Genomic DNA, 16,264 nt, shown 5'->3' with positions numbered 1-16,264 from the left:
CAAACTAGAAGCTAAGTATGAAGTTAGTTTGGCTTGGATTGGAGATTCACGGTTATACTTACTCAGCCCAGAAAAAGGCTTACAGCAACTTACTCAAGATGATTTAGAAGTAAAAAAAGATGCGTTTGAAATGATTCGAGAAGATCCACCTATGTCGCAATATTTAAGTGCAGACATGAAGGAAAATTGGCAGATTCATTTTAAATTACAAGAATTGGATCAACGTGGATGTATTCTTGCTTGTACTGACGGATGCTTTCAATATTTACCTGCGCCTTGGGAGTTTGAAAAGTTATTGTTAAATACATTGAGTCAATCTGAGGATATGAAACAATGGGAAGATTCGTTAAATAAACGGTATCAAGATATTAAGCAAGATGATGTATCTCTTATTCTTTGCTCAATAGGATATAATAGTTTTGATGATTTAAAACAATCCTATCAAGAAAGATTTGATTATTTAACAGAAAAATTTTATTTCAAAAATAAAAATTTGGGGGAATTACAAACGTTATGGCAGGAATATAGAGAAAATTATGAATTCTATTTAGAACAGGAAGAAAAACAGCAAATTGTTCAAACTATTGTAGAAATAAATACAGATTCTGTTCCAAGTCCAGAAATTATTTCTGTCTCATGTGAAAATAATGAACCTACCGTAGATCCTGTAGTAGAAATAATCCCACATAGTGATGAAGAAAACAAAATCCCCAATAACTTAGAATTAGCTGAAGTAAACTTAAAAAATAATAATATTAAGGATGCTATTCACGATTTAGAAACAGTGTTTGCAGATGAAAATATTGATTCTCAGGTTAAAGAAGATTCTCGGTTTGAAGATTTAGGACAACTGCTAGAAGAACATTTGAATATAAGTGATCGTGATCTTATAGCAAATTTACACTATTTTATAGGATGGATTAACTACCTATCTAATAACTTAGTTAAAGCGAGGTATTATTGCAATGAAGCAAGTCAATATTATCAAAGTAAGTTAAGTGACGAAACGGTTACAAACAACTATGAAAAAAAGAGGAAAATGCAAGAATTAATCCGTAAAATTGACAATTTAACACAAATTTCAGAAGAAGAAAACTAAATTATGTCTTACAAAACAGGCGATGTTATTGGTAAATATACCGTCAGTCGTGATTTTGACAGCACTAATGGCGGTCAGTGTCAATGGGGATTTGCAAAAGCGGGAGCAGAGGAGGTTTTTATTAAAAAATTCTTAAGTCCTGTTTATCCAGGTAACTCTGCACCAGGAAGTGAGAAAGGGAAACAAAAAAGACGAGATCAATGTGAAGTTTTTGAAAAAAAACAGTTAGCTATTATGAAAGCTCTTTCTGCTTGTGGTGATGGGGGGTTAGTTGTCAGGACAATAGACTTCTTTCAACATGGTGATGACCATGGAAGTCATTATTTTAAAGTTTCTCAAAAAGTTGATACTAGCTCCTTATCTAATAAAGTCCATGAGTTAGAAATGAAAAAACGGCTGTTTGTGATGTTAACAGCAGCAGGAGCTTTAAAGATTCTTCATGGGAGTAGAATTATTCACCTAGATCTCAAACCTGATAATATTCTGATTCAAGAATGGGAAAATCGTTTAATCGCTAAGATTATTGATTTTGATAATAGTATATTAGAAGGAGAACCCACAACACCCGAATTTTTGGTCGGAGATCAAGTCTACTATTCACCAGAGTTTGCTGAATATATTAATACAGAAGGTAAAACCCCAGCACCCAATCAAAAATCCGATATTTTTTCCCTGGGTTTAATCTTTTGTCAATACTGGACAGGTTCACTCCCGACTTTTCCCAAGCGTTATCAATACGCTTATCAAACAGTTTCTAGTGGTCAAGAATTAACACTTCCTGAGTGTTTAAACCTTGAAATGCCTCCACAAAGCCGTATCAATATTAGCAAAGGTTTGACCCGGAGTACCCCAAGTAAAAGCTATTCTAATCCCACACATCATAAAATTAAACTATTAATTGAAAAAATGTTAGTTTTAAAGCCAGAAAATCGCCTATCTATTGTAGAAGTTCATAAGATTTTACGACATCTTTATCATTATGATACGTTGCCAACAGAAAATATAGATAAGTCAACTTTATCTAGTGATAAAACAGCAAGGAGTGGTTCACGAGTTAATAAAAACATGAGAAAATCTTAATATCTAAATTATTATGGGACTGTATAAATGTAAGACTTGCACTCATGAATTTAAATCCGATGTATTACCTTTAGAATGTGATATTTGTGGAGGTAAAAATTTAGTTGCTTTAGAAAAAAGTTCAAAATCTGTAAAAAAACCAATAATCTCCGATGCTAAAAAGAAGCGAAGTAATTTTAGTCAATTTTTAGCTGTTTTTTTAGGAATGGCTTCTAGTTTAGTCTTCTTCGTTGGTTTGAAGTTGGGTTTACATATTATTTCACTTAACCTGAAGATTCAAAATCTTCAGCGAGAAAGAGATGGGTTACAAACACAACTCAACCAATTACGTCAAACAACAATTGTTCGTTTTTGTAATCAAACTCGTGGCGAAACAATTAATCTTGCAGTCGGTTACTGGGATGGAAATAATGGAACAGAACTGCGAACAAAAGGATGGTTGACTATTTATCCGAGTAGATGTGAAGAGGTTGATCTAGGAAGACGCTATACAGGTGATGTTTATATGTACGGACAAAGCGGAACTAAATTTTGGAATTCAAATTTGCCTAATTTATCTTTTTGTGTTAATAGCTTAAGAGGATTTGATTTTATCAATGCTAATCAAATGCCTTGTAATGAAATAGGCGAGAGAAAAGTTCAGATGAAAGTCTTTGCAGTAACTCCTGGTATAACGCTATGGAATTTAGAAGAATAATTTAATTAAAAATTACTGTTTTACAAATGTGATCGCTCTCACCCTAACTTACCCAAATCAGTAGAAAATGTTATAATCACCTTAGAATTAAGCAAGATTTAATCAATGAACATCACTTTCCTGTTTAAACTTTAAGCCCGTGTTGTGGTATAATAAATGTAGTTATATTCAGTAAATTCTCTAAGGTATAACAATGCAACTGGAAGACTATTTCAACTTTTTAGCCCCTAATGATATTCGTTTGAAAGGTTCACGCATTGGCATTGAAACCATTCTTTATGAGTACATTTATCGAAATCGGACTCCAGAAGAAATCGCTAAAATCTACACTTCCTTAAGTTTAGATCAAGTTTATGCCACAATTTTATATTATTTACAGCATCAAGAATCGGTAAGTCAGTATATTACTGAATGGTTGGAATGGGGACACCAAATGCGAGAAGAACAACGACAAAATCCATCCCCTATTGTTCAAAAATTAATGAAATTGAAAGCAGAAAAGGAAGCTACAAAATTGAAAAATGCTTAAATATCTCATGGATGAAAATGTTAACCCAATTTATATTAATCAACTAAGACGGAGAGAACCCGATTTAGTAATTCGTTCTGTGGGAGAACCTAATACTCCACCAACAGGAACATTAGATCCAGAAATTTTGATTTGGTGTGAAGTTTATAAGTTTGTCCTTGTCACAAATAACCGCACATCAATGCCTGTGCATTTAGCGGATCATTTACAGCTAGGTCGTCATATACCAGGGATTTTTATTCTTAATTCTGAAATGGGAATTGGAGAAACAATAGAGGAGTTAATCCTAATAGCTGCTGGTTCCTTTGAAGAAGAATATCAAAATCAAATTATTCATTTACCTATCGCTTTAAGAAGGTTTTAGTTACCGGAGCCACTGGGCTTTTAGATCAGAAATTAGGGTTGAGATTGCATTCTTTAGGTCAGGATGTTACCGTTTTATACCCTAACTTAATAATAGGCGATCGCTTACAAAAATTAGATCTCAATAGGACACAAGAGCAGGAATTTCCCACACCCGATGCCCTGTAACAAAATTCACCTTTACTGAATAATAGGTATCCCCTTCGATAAGGAATCATTCTCCCAACTTCTAAAGGGGTGAATTTCGGTTTCTTCATCAAGAACCGCCACAACTCGATCATAAATTTCCTGGGCGTGTTCAGGAGAATTGCCAATACACGTTAATCCTAATTTGCCATAACGAGATAAACATCCCATTAAGTGAAAAACGGTTCCCGTTTCTGTACTATTATTAAAATGTAATTCATGATTGACAATAATATCCATTAAATCATTCGGTAATAACCCCTGATATCGTTCACTTTGTAAATTATCAGAGGCAATATAAAATTTAGGACGAGATTGTTGACTATAAAATAGCCCCGTTTTTAAATCATAAGATCCATTCGTTAATAATTTTAACGTCATAAAGGGATGGGTCGTCCCACCACGACGTAAATTGATTTCTATGGCCTGTAAATCCCACTCAGAACTGTCGGGTTGATGCACCGCAATAAAATCCACACTAAACCGCTCTAACGCCCCTTTATCCGCTAAATTTTGACCAATTTTTTCCCCCATTTCTTGTAATTGTAATCGATAAGCTTGTTGGGCTGGAAATCGACATCCTTGAAACACTTGACCATCGGGGCCACTTAAAATTTGATCATGGGTGGAGAGAACTTCAACCTTTCCGGTGGGAAAAATTTCACACTGAACACTCGGCGATTGTTTAATTTCTCCTTCAATAAAGGCTTCTACAATAGCTCCTAATTCTGAAATGCGATCGCTAAAAGTTTCCCAAGTTTCATCAGGGGCTTGAAACCTTAAATGATGCCAGGACTTTTGGAGGATTTTTGCTCTTTCATGAAAAGTTAAATCTTGGAAAGGTCTTAAATCTAATAAAGCATTTCCTTCCCCTGAAAATCCCTGATTCAGTTTAATCACCATCCGTTTTAAAGTGGGTTGACGATCCCATAATTCCAGGGCAACTTGTGTTAAATCTTCGGAATTCCAAACTAAAGGGCTGCCATCAGGATGAGGAATTCCGACTTCACTAAAGATTTGCCGACTTCCACTTTTAGTCCCCCAATAATTTAAGTCAGGATCAACTCCAAATAACGGGATATCTAATTGTACCGATAATTCCCGTTCTAAAGGTGTGGAATTAAAACAAACCATATAAGATTTATTCGGTCTTAAAACTTGATGAATTCGGGAAATTAAACGGGGACGTTCTAAAATTTTTTGGGTTAAGGGTTTAGGGGAAGTATCATAGGTTGAAAACAACAGTAAACGATCCCGAACATGGCTAAGGGGAATTCCGGGCATTAAATGTAAATAATAATCAATCACCGTCGGATGAACCGGTTGAGAAGACACATAAATCAACCGCATTTGAGGGTTGCGTAATCGAATTAAAGAAAAGAGTAATCGTTCCTCATATTGATGGGCGCCTTGAACTTTTTCTAATTGATGGCTATCTAAACTCAGAGAGGGAATCACGACGACATCTTGATCTTTTAATTCCTGATAGCTTAAAGTGTGAAACCGTTGGCGAAGTTGAGTTTGTAATTCCCGAAACCGTTGAACAGTGTTTGTATTGGAGTGAGGTAATCCATTCATAACCCTAACCTGTTGAACCCGATATTACCATCTTAGTTTAGGGGATCAACCAGATAGAGGTTTTGATAAAAATTGCAAAATTTTGTTACTTGAGTTCCCAGAGTTGGGTTTGTTGAGCAACCTTTTCTAGCTGATAGTTAGAAGTTTCAATCCTTTGGCGTAATTCTTGAGAGGGGTTGAGAACGAAAATTTTTGGCCCTATTGGGAGTAATAATAGATTCGGTTGAGAATTGACCATAAATAGTTTGATGTTGGGATTCAATTCGTAACTCAGCGAAATAATATTGCCTAAATTTGTATAATCAATTCCTTGATCCACGATGAGAGTAGCTGATGGATTTTGATTCAAATAACGAGCCATTTGGGGAATTTCATGACTGGGAACTTGATGCCACCAGCTTTGAGAATTGGCACTGATACTAATCGAAATAATACTGGAAGTGAATAGGATTGCTAAGAGTCCTCGCCAGAATATTTCTCCATCCATTAACGAAATTTTATTACTCTGAATATGGGTAGAAAATAAATAAGCAACGGCTAATTGAACCGCAGGAAAACAGGGAGTTAAAAAGCGAGTTACCCCAGAACGTCCTCCCCCTAAAAGCACATCAGGTAAGGCTAAGATTAAAAGGGGAACTAAAATTGATGTCCAAATAAATAGACGAGTGGGTCGATTTGTTTGTAAGCTAATTTGATAGAGTGCTGCTACAATAATTAAAATAAAAGGCAGCCTGAGTAAGTACATTTGAATGCTATTAAAATCAAAATTGATATCAATAAATAGACAGGTAAAACTCAAGATCCATAACTTAATTAAGTTGAGTAAACTCGTGGGATAGGCTGACCAATGTGTAACATCTATAGCTTGTTGTAAATTATTGATTAAAATGATTAACCAAGGACTATAAGCCAGAATAGCGATCGCAATTGCTGCCAAAAACTCTAACAAAAAAGTAGAGAAAGGAAGTTTTTTCCTTCGGTAAAAGGACGGGGAAGGTTCAAGACTCAATAATAGAATATAAGCTCCATGACCAATAATTGTTAACCCGAATAAAATATGGGTATAGAGTCCTAAAATACAAGCTAAACTATAGCCGCCCCAAAATAAAGGATGTCGCCAACGGACGGCTTTGAGTAAGTAATAACTACTTACAATTACCATCAAGGTGAGTAAACTATATTGTCGGGCAGTTTGAGCAAATAAAATATCAAAGGGGGATAAAGCAAGAAAGGCTGTCGCGAGTAAAGCGGTTTGGGAAGATTGAAACAGTTCCCAAGCCAATAAATACATAAACGGTAAGGATATTAAACTAATTAAAGCGGGTAAAAGACGAGAAGCCAGAATAGAATTACCGCCTACAAACATCCATCCTCGTGCCAATAAAAAGTAAAAGGGAGAATGTTGAGGATCTTCTGTGGCTAAAGAATTGAGGGTATCTAGGGGGGTACTTCCGGGTTTAAGTTGTTGATATTTTAGGAGATCAATGGGGGAAACAATACGATTTTGATAGAATTCTTGGGCGAATTCTTGACTGGTATATCCCGCCGCCCGCAGGTTCGTATAAACTTCATCATGCCAATAGATTTTTCCATCTAATGCTACAAAGCGAAAGCTGACACCAACAACAATGGCAACAATTAAAAATAACGGCAGAATCTGAAGGCGAATTTTGTTAAAAATTTTTTGGGGATGGAACATAACATCCGGTTACATTAAGTTTAATATTTTTATAGGAGGGAACAGGGAACAGGGAAGAAAAGGAAAGAGAGAATAGGAAATTGAAGGATAGAATATAACGTTTAATTTTTGTGTTCTTGATTAAAAAAAGCAGGGAATTTCCCTGCCTAAATTGGGCTCAAATTCTAAACAATTTTAAGCAAAGGATGAGTTAGGGACTTTGGAATCTAGTTCTAACTCATCCAGTCTTAAGACTTAATCTTAGTACAGAGAAGTAGAAGGTTTGTGAACAATGAAGCTCAACACTTGGCACTGTTTCACGTTGTCAAAACCCATGACGCGAATAAAAGATTTGGAATATTCTTGGCGGCAAGCTTGGATTTCATTTAACACTTCTTGGGGGGTAGAAGCACCGAACAGAGGCAACTTCCACAGTGTCCAATAGTGTTGGGTGGGTTCAGAAGATTCGCTGAATTCTACACCAGGGATATATCCTTGAGCCAAAATGTATTGGATTTGCTTGACGATTTGAGCATCGGTCAAGGGGGGGAGATAGGATAAGGTTTCAAAACGACGTTCTTTTGGTAATGTCCGCATTGTTGTTTCTGAAGTTCAATCCACTAAAGGTTTACACGCAATGGCAATTAATCTTTACACTCACCGAGGCTCGGCATTTGGTTCCGAGTCGGTTTGTAATTCTGTCTCTGGGTTAGGTTCAATACTACTCAGTTGCGTCATTCGTTCTAAATACTGACGGCGATAATCTATATTGGCTTTTTGAATATTGTCACGAACCATTTCCGGTAAATAATCAGCGACTTCATCCACCAGATGGTCTCGTACCGTCATAATGCGAAAAGCCATTTCCTGATTTTCTTGAAGCATTTCCTGTAGATAAGCTTCTCCGTCCTGAATTTTACCCGTTGAGGAAAATCCACTCAGCCAAATTGCTTGTCCAGGGTTCGTTTCCCGTAATTGATTCGTAATAATCCTAACAGCCTGATAGGTCAGGTAGCTTGCCAGCACCTTTGATGTTTCTTTCGCAACTTGTTTGATATCCATAGGCTGACCTAACCCTCTTGATTGTGGATTTAGATTTTAGATTTTGGATTGAGTTGTAACCACAACTGACTTGATTTGTCAAGCTTGACCCAAAATCCAAAATCCTGAATCTCCAATCAATTAGACGGTATCCATCGACTCGAATTCAAACTTGATTTCTTTCCACAGTTCGCAAGCAACAGCCAGTTCAGGAGACCATTTGCAAGCTTCGCGGATAACGTCGCCGCCTTCACGGAAGAGGTTACGGCCTTCGTTACGAGCTTGGATACAAGCTTCCAGAGCCACACGGTTAGCGGTTGCACCCGGAGCATTACCCCAGGGGTGTCCGAGGGTTCCACCACCGAACTGTAAGCAAGAGTCATCGCCGAAGATTTCCACCAGGGCGGGCATATGCCAAACGTGAATCCCACCGGAGGCAACGGGCATAACCCCAGGCATAGAAGCCCAATCTTGGGTAAAGTAAATCCCACGAGCGCGATCGACTTCAACGTGATCTTCACGCATTAAGTCAACGAAGCCCATGGTGATGCCTTTTTCACCTTCGAGTTTACCCACAACGGTACCGGAGTGCAGGTGGTCTCCACCGGACATCCGTAAGCATTTGGCTAACACGCGGAAGTGAATCCCGTGATTTTTCTGACGGTCAATAACCGCGTGCATGGCACGGTGGATGTGGAGCAGCAGACCATTGCTACGGCACCATTTGGCTAAACTGGTGTTAGCGGTGAAACCACCCGTCAGGAAGTCGTGCATGATGATGGGGGTTTTGATTTCTTTGGCGAATTCAGCCCGCTCCATCATTTCTTCAGAGGTGGGGGCGGTCACGTTTAAGTAGTGGCCTTTGATTTCCCCGGTTTCAGCTTGAGCTTTTTCGATGGCTTCTTGAACGAACAAGAAGCGATCGCGCCAGCGCATGAAGGGCTGAGAGTTGATGTTTTCGTCGTCTTTGGTGAAGTCTAAACCACCGCGTAAGCACTCATAAACGGCGCGGCCATAGTTTTTGGCAGACAGACCGAGTTTGGGCTTGATGGTACAGCCGAGCAGAGGACGACCATATTTGTTTAATTTATCGCGCTCAACGGTAATCCCGTGAGGAGGCCCTTGGAAAGTTTTCAGGTAAGCAATGGGAATCCGTAAGTCTTCTAAACGCAGGGCGCGCAAGGCTTTGAACCCGAAAACGTTACCGACTAAAGAGGTCAGTAAGTTGGTGACAGACCCTTCTTCAAACAGATCCAGAGGATAGGCGATGTAGCAAATATATTGGTTATCTTCACCGGGAACGGGCTCGACTTCATAGCAACGACCTTTGTAACGATCCAGGTCAGTCAGTAAGTCTGTCCATACCGTTGTCCAGGTTCCGGTAGAGGATTCAGCAGCAACGGCAGCACCCGCTTCTTCCGGGGGAACTCCAGGTTGAGGCGTGACGCGGAAGGCAGCCAGAACATCTGTATCTTTAGGTGTATAGTCGGGCGTGTAATAGGTCAGTTTATAGTCCCGTACCCCAGCTTGATAGCCGGATTTGGACTTGGTTTGTGTTTGAGAGTAAGACATATCTCCCTTAAATCTCCCTTCGTGAGGAATCGCTTATTTTATGCGCTAATTGGCAATTGATTAAAATAGTATCAAGAAATGAGTCATTGCAACGTTGAATCTTTTTAATATTTTCATAACATTTGTTTATATTTCTTCGGAATTAGCCACAATTTCCTCAGAATCCTTCTTTGTTTTTAACCTTCTTTACCATTAAATTGGCATTTTTTATATTAAATCTTATTAAGGTAATTTTCTTGAATAGAATAAGTGATTTTACTTAAATTTTTTAGAGATTTTGATTGCACAGTTGTAGCCTGCTGTCAAGCAAAACGCTATGATCCCCGATTTTCAGTCTTCAGATTTCCGAGGGAGGAACTGTACAGATGTATTTCTAGGTTTACCCCAGAATTCTAACCATAGTCTCCATCAGGTTGCCAGTCTGTACCCAACTCTTTTTCCTCTGTTCAAATTTCCCACCTCCTCTAACCCTTCGTTTCGGCTTTGTTGAGTCTGAACCGAGGATCAAGTTGCCACTTAAATAGTATATACTCTATGATAAATTAATTAACAATTGACTTTAATCTATTCAACTAAAACTGGGTTTTGCGTAGAACTCTTCGTTAATATTGTTGTTATAACAGTTGACCGTTGACGATTAACGGTTGCAAGACTACCCCTTCCCTATTCCTGACTGATAACTGGTACAGACGCGCCATGGCACGTCTCTACACTGATAACTGAATCACTGCCCATTGTGAATCCACCCAATATCCACTGTATTAATCCCCACTGTTCCCATCCCTCCCATCAACCTTGGGGGAACAAATTTTGTCAGAGTTGTGGAGCTCCGCTACAACTCAACCAACGTTATATTCCCTTACACAATTTAGGGAGTGGGGGGTTTTCCCGACTTTATACCGTTTGGGATCTCAAAACCCAAACCGAAAAAGTCCTCAAAGTTCTGGTTGAACCTTCTCCCAAAGCCTTAGAACTGTTTGAACAGGAGGCGGCAGTTTTAGCTCAGTTACGCCATTCTGGAGTTCCCAGAGTTGAAGGAGATGGCTATTTTTATTTAAAAAAACGCAATGGGAACGATGGCCATCTCCCCTGTTTAGTCATGGAAAAAATTCATGGCCCGACGTTACAGGAAATTTTGAACCAATACCCCCAAGGCTGTCCCGAAGACTGGGTGCTCAGTTGGTTATCCCAAGCTTTGGAAATTTTACGCGAGTTACATAGCTATCAAATTATTCATCGAGACATTAAACCCTCGAACTTGATGTTACGCATGACTCCCCATCAACCCTTGAGTACCACTCAAGTTTGGCAAACCCAACTGGTGATGATTGACTTTGGCGGAGCGAAACAAATTGGTAATCTAGTGCATGGCGATCGCGAAAGTACCCCCCGCAGTACCACCCGCCTCGTGTCTGCTGGATACAGTCCCCCAGAACAGGTGATGGGGGCAATGGTGGGGCCAGCAACGGATTTTTATGCCTTGGGACGCACTTGTATTCATTTATTAACAGGTCAATTTCCAGGGGAATTAGAAGATGGGTTAACAACGGAATTACAGTGGCGACAAAAAGCACAGGTGAGTCCTGGGTTTGCTAATTTATTAGATCGCATGGTTCAACTCGATCCCCGTCAACGTCCCCAAAGTGCTACGGAAATTCAAACGGATATCTTTAGAATTGTTCGACAGAAAAAGCATCCTCGACGGATGATGTCGTCTCATCAACAATTACTAGACCGCATCAAAACCACATTAATTCAATGGGATCGCGGATTAATTCAACTGGTTTTAGGACTGGGAAAATTAACCCTCCATTGTGTTCGGGGAGTAGGAGAAACGAGTTGGGAAATGGCATTAGCCGTCATTGGGTCTATAATTGGAACCGTCATAGGAGCAATGTTTGTTTATTTCTCTGGGTTAGGAGAAACCATAACTGTTTTTTTAGCCCAAGAATTACCTCAACTTTTGCCGAATGTTCCCCTAACTTTAGGCGCAGAAATATTAGTTTGGGGATTAGCAGGATTAGGAACTGGAATTGGCTTAACGGATGCAGGAGGATTTGATCAACGTCGCCGTTATCCTTTAGCTGGAATCATGGGACTATTCGGTTATATTGTAGGGGGAGCCAGTGGAGAATTGATTAATCGCTTAGGAAATTTAGGACTTCAAGGAAGGGAATTAGAACTTTTAAATCAACTTCCTTTCGGAATAGCGGCGATATTAGTAACGTTAGGTTTAGGGTTACGAAGTGATCAACTTTTTCAGGGAATTTGTGTTTTATTAACCGTCACAACTTTATTTTTAGGGTTCAATCAATTTGATCTTTTTCCTCAAGAAGTATTAACGTTTCCCACTGAAATGCAACAGCCTAATTTACCTCAATTTTGGCAAAGTTTGGGTTTTATGGCTTTACTCAGTGGTACAACAGCCTTTTCTCTGGGAATCACGCACTATTTAATTCTACCCATATTTCGCTGGTTAAGTCGCTAGTTCTCCCTTTTCCCCTGGGCCCCCCCCCCAGGGCTGTTTCATTCGCAAAAAAACAAAAATAATTAATATGATCAGCTATCATTCTTTGAACTTTTCTTAGGGAATGATAGCCGTTAATTTGAAACAGAAGTATTAGAGAAAAGATAGCAACAAACTTATTCACTGTTTACTGTTCCCTGTTCCCTAGCTAGAACAAAAAACCTGATTTCTGAATCAGAAACCAGGTGAGGAACGAACTAAAAAACTAAAATTAAGCTACGTTAAAATTATTTAACGGAAACTTTAGCACCAGCTTCTTCCAGTTTTTTCTTCGTTGCTTCAGCATCATCTTTGTTCGTACCTTCTTTAACCGCTTTAGGTACGGCTTCCACTAAATCTTTAGCTTCTTTCAGACCTAAACCAGTCAGTTCACGCACCACTTTCAGAATTGTAATTTTCTTATCAGCAGGGTATTCTTCCAGAACAACATCAAATTCTGTTTTCTCTTCAACTTCTTCTGCTGCTGCGGCACCGCCAGCACCAGGAGCCGCCATCATGAAACCACCGACGGGAGCGGCTGCACTCACACCGAAAGCTTCTTCAATTTGTTTAACTAATTCAGACGCTTCTAACAGCGTTAAAGACTTCAGTTGTTCCAGAATTTGATCAGTAGTTGCAGACATTCTTTAAACTCCTAGACAATGTAACGTTTTTGTTTGATACTTGTTGCCAAAGCCCACACGAGAAACTATACAGCTTCATCGTTTGAGCCATTTTGATCTTTTTCGGCATAGGCATTAAGAGCGCGTGCCAAAGACCCTGGAACCTCGTTGATACCAACGGCCAGTTTGGTCGCCACACCATTAATAGCCCCAGCAATTTGAGCCATAAGTTGCTCTTTGGAGGGTAAATCTCCTAATGCTTTAACATCACTTTCACTCAGCAGCCGGCCTTCCATAACGCCGCCGCGAACTTCCGTTTTCTTAGAAGCCTTTTGGAAAGCTTGGTAAGCTTTAATCGCGCTACCAAAGTCCTCTTTGACTAATAAAAAAGCATTAGAACCCTTCAGCAACTCTGTCAATGGCTGCCAGTTGCTTTGACCCTCGATGGCAATTCGCATTAAGGTGTTTTTTGTCACCTTGCAAACACTACCGGAGGGACGAAGTTGTTGCCGTAAATTGGTGATTTCTGCAACGGACAAGCCGCTGTAGTCAATCACAATTGCCAGTTGTGAATCTTTGAGCGTTTCTTTGAGTTCGGCAACAATTGCTTGTTTATTTTCTAGGGTTCTTCCCATTCTTGTGGAACCTCCTTGTGACATTGCGGTTCATGTTCATCCCTTTAAGGTGATGTGATGACCTACAATGGTTGACTTCTTCCCCGACGCGACAGAGCGCGAATTCGCCATAAAAAACCTCGGTTTTTTACCGAGGTCAAAACTTAAAACTTAAACATTCAGGATAAAGAAATACAGATTCCTGTTAGTCTGTCACTTCCCCTATAATTGTTTAGCTTTAAACTCGTTTAACCTCGGCAGGACATTAAGCGTTTTGCCCCTGCTGTCTGCGGTGAGTTAGCCGTTTATTGGTTTAAATACGCAATTTTTTATCATTGCATATTTTATTGAATTTGTCAAGGAAATCAGTAAAAATCTTGAAGAAAGTGGAACAGGCATCTTGCCTGTTAAAAGCTCTTGCCGAGAACCCTTTTCCCCATCACCGCATTAAGCTACATCTCCAATTTTCAGTTCTCGCAGTGCGGTAATATCCACTTCAATGGATGGCCCCATTGTGGCAGCAATAAACACACTGCGCCAGTAACGACCTTTTGCCCCCGAAGGACGGTTACGGTCAATACATTCTTGTAGTGCGGACAGGTTCACCAGCAAATCTTCCGCAGAAAACGCTGTTTTCCCAAACATAATATGAACGATCCCAGTCCGATCAGCCCGGAATTCTAGTTTCCCGCCTTTAAATTCTGCGATCGCTTGGGCGACATCCATCGTCACGGTTCCCCCTTTTGGAGAGGGCATTAAGCCTTTAGGCCCTAACAGCCGTCCCAGTTTTGCCACTTGAGGCATCATATCTGGTGTAGCAATTAAGCAGTCAAAATCCAGCATTCCTTTCTGGATATCATTAATTAAATCTTCTGAGCCAACAATATCAGCCCCTGCACTTTGAGCTTCCGTGACTTTTTCACCTTTGGCTAATACCGCCACCCGGATCACTTGGCCCGTTCCTTTGGGCAAGGTCACGGTTGTCCGCAGTTGTTGATCTGTATATTTGGGGTCAATCCCTAAACGAATATGAGCTTCGGCTGCTTCAGGAAACTTAGCTGTAGCGGTTTCCTTTAACAGTTTAATAGCTTCTAAAGGTTCATAGGGCCGTTCTTCAACCTTTTTTCTCAGTTCTTGTAATCGACGAGATACTTTTTTTGTCATTCTCTAATCTCCTGGGGTAATTAACGAAGGGACACTTCTCCCCCATTAAAGGGTTAACTTAAATCAAAGTATTCAACCAACGCCTGAAGTCGCCTTAATCGACAATGGTAACTCCCATGTTGCGGGCGGTTCCTGCCACAATTTTCATGGCAGCGTCCACATCATTTGCGTTCAGGTCGGGCATTTTGGTTTCGGCAATTTCTCGTAACTGAGCTTGCGTAATTTTGCCCACTTTCTTGCGGTTCGGTTCCCCTGAACCCCGTTCAATACCTGCGGCTTTGCGAATTAACACCGAAGCCGGAGGGGTTTTCAGAACAAAGGTAAAACTCCGGTCTTCAAAAACCGAAATTTCCACCGGAACTACAAGACCTGCTTTATCTGCGGTTTTGGCGTTATATTCTTTGCAGAACGCCATAATATTCACCCCGTGTTGACCCAAAGCGGGGCCAATGGGGGGTGCAGGGTTGGCTTTGCCCGCAGTAATTGCCAACTTAATAACTGCTACAACTTTTTTTGCCATTCCTTAGCCTTAGCCTTGTTTTTCAACCTGAGTAAACTCTAATTCCACAGGGGTATCTCGCCCAAAAATCGACAGTAACGCTTTGAGCTTACTGCGTTCTGGACTGACTTCAATCACATCTCCTTCAAAGTCTTTAAACGGCCCTGAAAGGACAATGATATGATCCCCTATCGCCATTGCTGCCTTGACAATCGGTTCCTGTTGTTGCGCTTGTCTGAAGATACGCTCCACTTCAGCATGGCTCAATGGTAGAGGTTTAACGTGACCTCGACCCCGACCCGAATGCCGCTTTTGTTCCGCCCCAACGAAATTAATGACGTGTGGCGTGTTCTTGACCACCTGCCAAGCTTCATCGTCAATTTCCCAGCGATTAAGTTCGTTATTCCACTTTAGTCTCATTTGAATGAGGACATAACCTGGAAACACTTTCTCTTCACCGTGTTGACGACTGCCATCTTTCCGCAGTTTAATCATTGGGGTGTGTGGGATTTCCACCTTCAAAATCCGATCCGCAACATCCAAGGTTTGTACCCGTTGTTCCAGGTTCGCTTTGACTCGTTTTTCACAGCCAGAAGCCACCTGAACAGCATACCAACGACGCTCTCCCGGTGAAAACTCCTGGGAACGTTCGTCTGTATCTGCCATGAGGTCTGAATGTTGTGATTCGTCCGATGTAAAAGTCATCCGAAGATTTGCCCCGACGCCCAACGAAAGAAGTTGTCTGCTAAATAGATCAAGCTAGCCGAGAGAGTGACCATCAACAATACGCCGGCCGACTCACTTAAGAGTTGCTGTCGGCTTGGCCAGACTACTTTGTCCAATTCCTCTTTCGTTTCTTTGAGGAACGTAGAAGCGTTAAAGCCAGAAGTTGTTTCTTGACCTCCAACTTCTTCTTTCTTGTTGACCACCATGAACTCCCCTTGCGATCTTACGGTATCTGATCCTGATCTTATCTGAAAGAGGGTCACACATCCGCCCAAACTTGTTAATTTATCACACTGAATCCTCCGACAC

General features: G+C 40.3%; 18 protein-coding genes and 1 other annotated feature. Of the genes, 7 read left to right on the top strand and 11 right to left on the bottom strand.

Annotation, left to right across the window (positions count from 1 at the left end):
• Positions 1 to 28 precede the first annotated feature (28 nt).
• The 6 genes from PL9214_RS17250 (at position 29) to PL9214_RS32730 (ending at position 3,936) form a co-directional block, all read left to right on the top strand.
• Positions 29 to 1,099: a hypothetical protein gene (locus PL9214_RS17250; RefSeq protein WP_072719970.1), complete on the top strand. Its 1,071-nt coding sequence runs from the start codon at positions 29 to 31 to the stop codon at positions 1,097 to 1,099.
• Positions 1,100 to 1,102: 3 nt separating this feature from the next.
• Positions 1,103 to 2,179 carry a protein kinase domain-containing protein gene (locus PL9214_RS17245; RefSeq protein ID WP_072719969.1) on the top strand — a complete coding sequence of 359 codons (1,077 nt, stop codon included), beginning with the start codon at positions 1,103 to 1,105 and terminating at the stop codon, positions 2,177 to 2,179.
• Positions 2,180 to 2,192: 13 nt separating this feature from the next.
• Entirely contained in the window at positions 2,193 to 2,876 is a 684-nt protein-coding gene (locus tag PL9214_RS17240; RefSeq protein WP_072719968.1) for a DUF1036 domain-containing protein, read from the top strand.
• 193 nt (positions 2,877 to 3,069) lie between these two features.
• Positions 3,070 to 3,405 carry a DUF433 domain-containing protein gene (locus PL9214_RS17235; RefSeq protein WP_072719967.1) on the top strand — a complete coding sequence of 112 codons (336 nt, stop codon included), beginning with the start codon at positions 3,070 to 3,072 and terminating at the stop codon, positions 3,403 to 3,405.
• The gene (locus PL9214_RS17230) at positions 3,398 to 3,769 is read left to right on the top strand and encodes a DUF5615 family PIN-like protein (protein ID WP_072719966.1); all 372 of its coding nucleotides are present in this window, start codon (positions 3,398 to 3,400) and stop codon (positions 3,767 to 3,769) included. The genes PL9214_RS17235 and PL9214_RS17230 overlap by 8 nt, the downstream gene beginning before the upstream one ends.
• A 38-nt stretch (positions 3,770 to 3,807) precedes the next feature.
• Positions 3,808 to 3,936: a hypothetical protein gene (locus PL9214_RS32730; protein ID WP_281250332.1), complete on the top strand. Its 129-nt coding sequence runs from the start codon at positions 3,808 to 3,810 to the stop codon at positions 3,934 to 3,936.
• A gap of 12 nt (positions 3,937 to 3,948) precedes the next feature.
• On the opposite strand, the gene PL9214_RS17225 is transcribed toward PL9214_RS32730, so the two are convergent.
• The 5 genes from PL9214_RS17225 to PL9214_RS17205 form a co-directional block, all read right to left on the bottom strand.
• A complete protein-coding gene (locus PL9214_RS17225; protein ID WP_072719965.1) occupies positions 3,949 to 5,532 on the bottom strand; it encodes a peptide ligase PGM1-related protein in 1,584 nt (527 codons plus the stop codon).
• An 85-nt stretch (positions 5,533 to 5,617) separates the two neighbouring features.
• Positions 5,618 to 7,231 (bottom strand): glycosyltransferase family 39 protein, encoded by a 1,614-nt coding sequence (locus PL9214_RS17220; protein ID WP_072719964.1) that lies wholly within the window; start codon positions 7,229 to 7,231, stop codon positions 5,618 to 5,620.
• A 240-nt stretch (positions 7,232 to 7,471) separates the two neighbouring features.
• Positions 7,472 to 7,807 (bottom strand): ribulose bisphosphate carboxylase small subunit, encoded by a 336-nt coding sequence (locus tag PL9214_RS17215; protein ID WP_072719963.1) that lies wholly within the window; start codon positions 7,805 to 7,807, stop codon positions 7,472 to 7,474.
• Between the two features lie 60 nt (positions 7,808 to 7,867).
• Positions 7,868 to 8,272 (bottom strand): RuBisCO chaperone RbcX, encoded by a 405-nt coding sequence (rcbX, locus tag PL9214_RS17210; protein WP_072719962.1) that lies wholly within the window; start codon positions 8,270 to 8,272, stop codon positions 7,868 to 7,870.
• Between the two features lie 120 nt (positions 8,273 to 8,392).
• Positions 8,393 to 9,823: a form I ribulose bisphosphate carboxylase large subunit gene (locus PL9214_RS17205; protein ID WP_072719961.1), complete on the bottom strand. Its 1,431-nt coding sequence runs from the start codon at positions 9,821 to 9,823 to the stop codon at positions 8,393 to 8,395.
• A 736-nt stretch (positions 9,824 to 10,559) separates the two neighbouring features.
• On the opposite strand from PL9214_RS17205, the gene PL9214_RS17200 reads away from it, so the two are divergent.
• The gene (locus PL9214_RS17200) at positions 10,560 to 12,311 is read left to right on the top strand and encodes a serine/threonine-protein kinase (RefSeq protein WP_245824270.1); all 1,752 of its coding nucleotides are present in this window, start codon (positions 10,560 to 10,562) and stop codon (positions 12,309 to 12,311) included.
• A gap of 266 nt (positions 12,312 to 12,577) precedes the next feature.
• On the opposite strand, the gene rplL is transcribed toward PL9214_RS17200, so the two are convergent.
• The 6 genes from rplL to secE all read right to left on the bottom strand — a co-directional run bounded on the left by rplL (position 12,578) and on the right by secE (position 16,161).
• Positions 12,578 to 12,973 carry a 50S ribosomal protein L7/L12 gene (gene rplL, locus PL9214_RS17195; protein WP_072719959.1) on the bottom strand — a complete coding sequence of 132 codons (396 nt, stop codon included), beginning with the start codon at positions 12,971 to 12,973 and terminating at the stop codon, positions 12,578 to 12,580.
• A gap of 65 nt (positions 12,974 to 13,038) precedes the next feature.
• Positions 13,039 to 13,587, bottom strand: coding sequence for a 50S ribosomal protein L10 (gene rplJ / locus PL9214_RS17190; protein WP_072719958.1), 549 nt, complete (start codon positions 13,585 to 13,587; stop codon positions 13,039 to 13,041).
• Between the two features lie 101 nt (positions 13,588 to 13,688).
• Positions 13,689 to 13,877 (bottom strand) — a sequence feature (ribosomal protein L10 leader region).
• A 136-nt stretch (positions 13,878 to 14,013) separates the two neighbouring features.
• A complete protein-coding gene (gene rplA / locus PL9214_RS17185; protein ID WP_072719957.1) occupies positions 14,014 to 14,730 on the bottom strand; it encodes a 50S ribosomal protein L1 in 717 nt (238 codons plus the stop codon).
• 94 nt (positions 14,731 to 14,824) lie between these two features.
• Positions 14,825 to 15,250 carry a 50S ribosomal protein L11 gene (rplK, locus tag PL9214_RS17180; protein WP_072719956.1) on the bottom strand — a complete coding sequence of 142 codons (426 nt, stop codon included), beginning with the start codon at positions 15,248 to 15,250 and terminating at the stop codon, positions 14,825 to 14,827.
• A gap of 9 nt (positions 15,251 to 15,259) precedes the next feature.
• Positions 15,260 to 15,934: a transcription termination/antitermination protein NusG gene (gene nusG / locus PL9214_RS17175; protein WP_072719955.1), complete on the bottom strand. Its 675-nt coding sequence runs from the start codon at positions 15,932 to 15,934 to the stop codon at positions 15,260 to 15,262.
• A complete protein-coding gene (gene secE, locus PL9214_RS17170) occupies positions 15,931 to 16,161 on the bottom strand; it encodes a preprotein translocase subunit SecE (protein WP_072720097.1) in 231 nt (76 codons plus the stop codon). The genes nusG and secE overlap by 4 nt, the downstream gene beginning before the upstream one ends.
• Positions 16,162 to 16,264 lie beyond the last annotated feature (103 nt).

Source organism: Planktothrix tepida PCC 9214 (genome assembly GCF_900009145.1).
Classification (GTDB): domain Bacteria; phylum Cyanobacteriota; class Cyanobacteriia; order Cyanobacteriales; family Microcoleaceae; genus Planktothrix; species Planktothrix tepida.
This window is presented reverse-complemented; position numbering and strand designations above follow the sequence as displayed.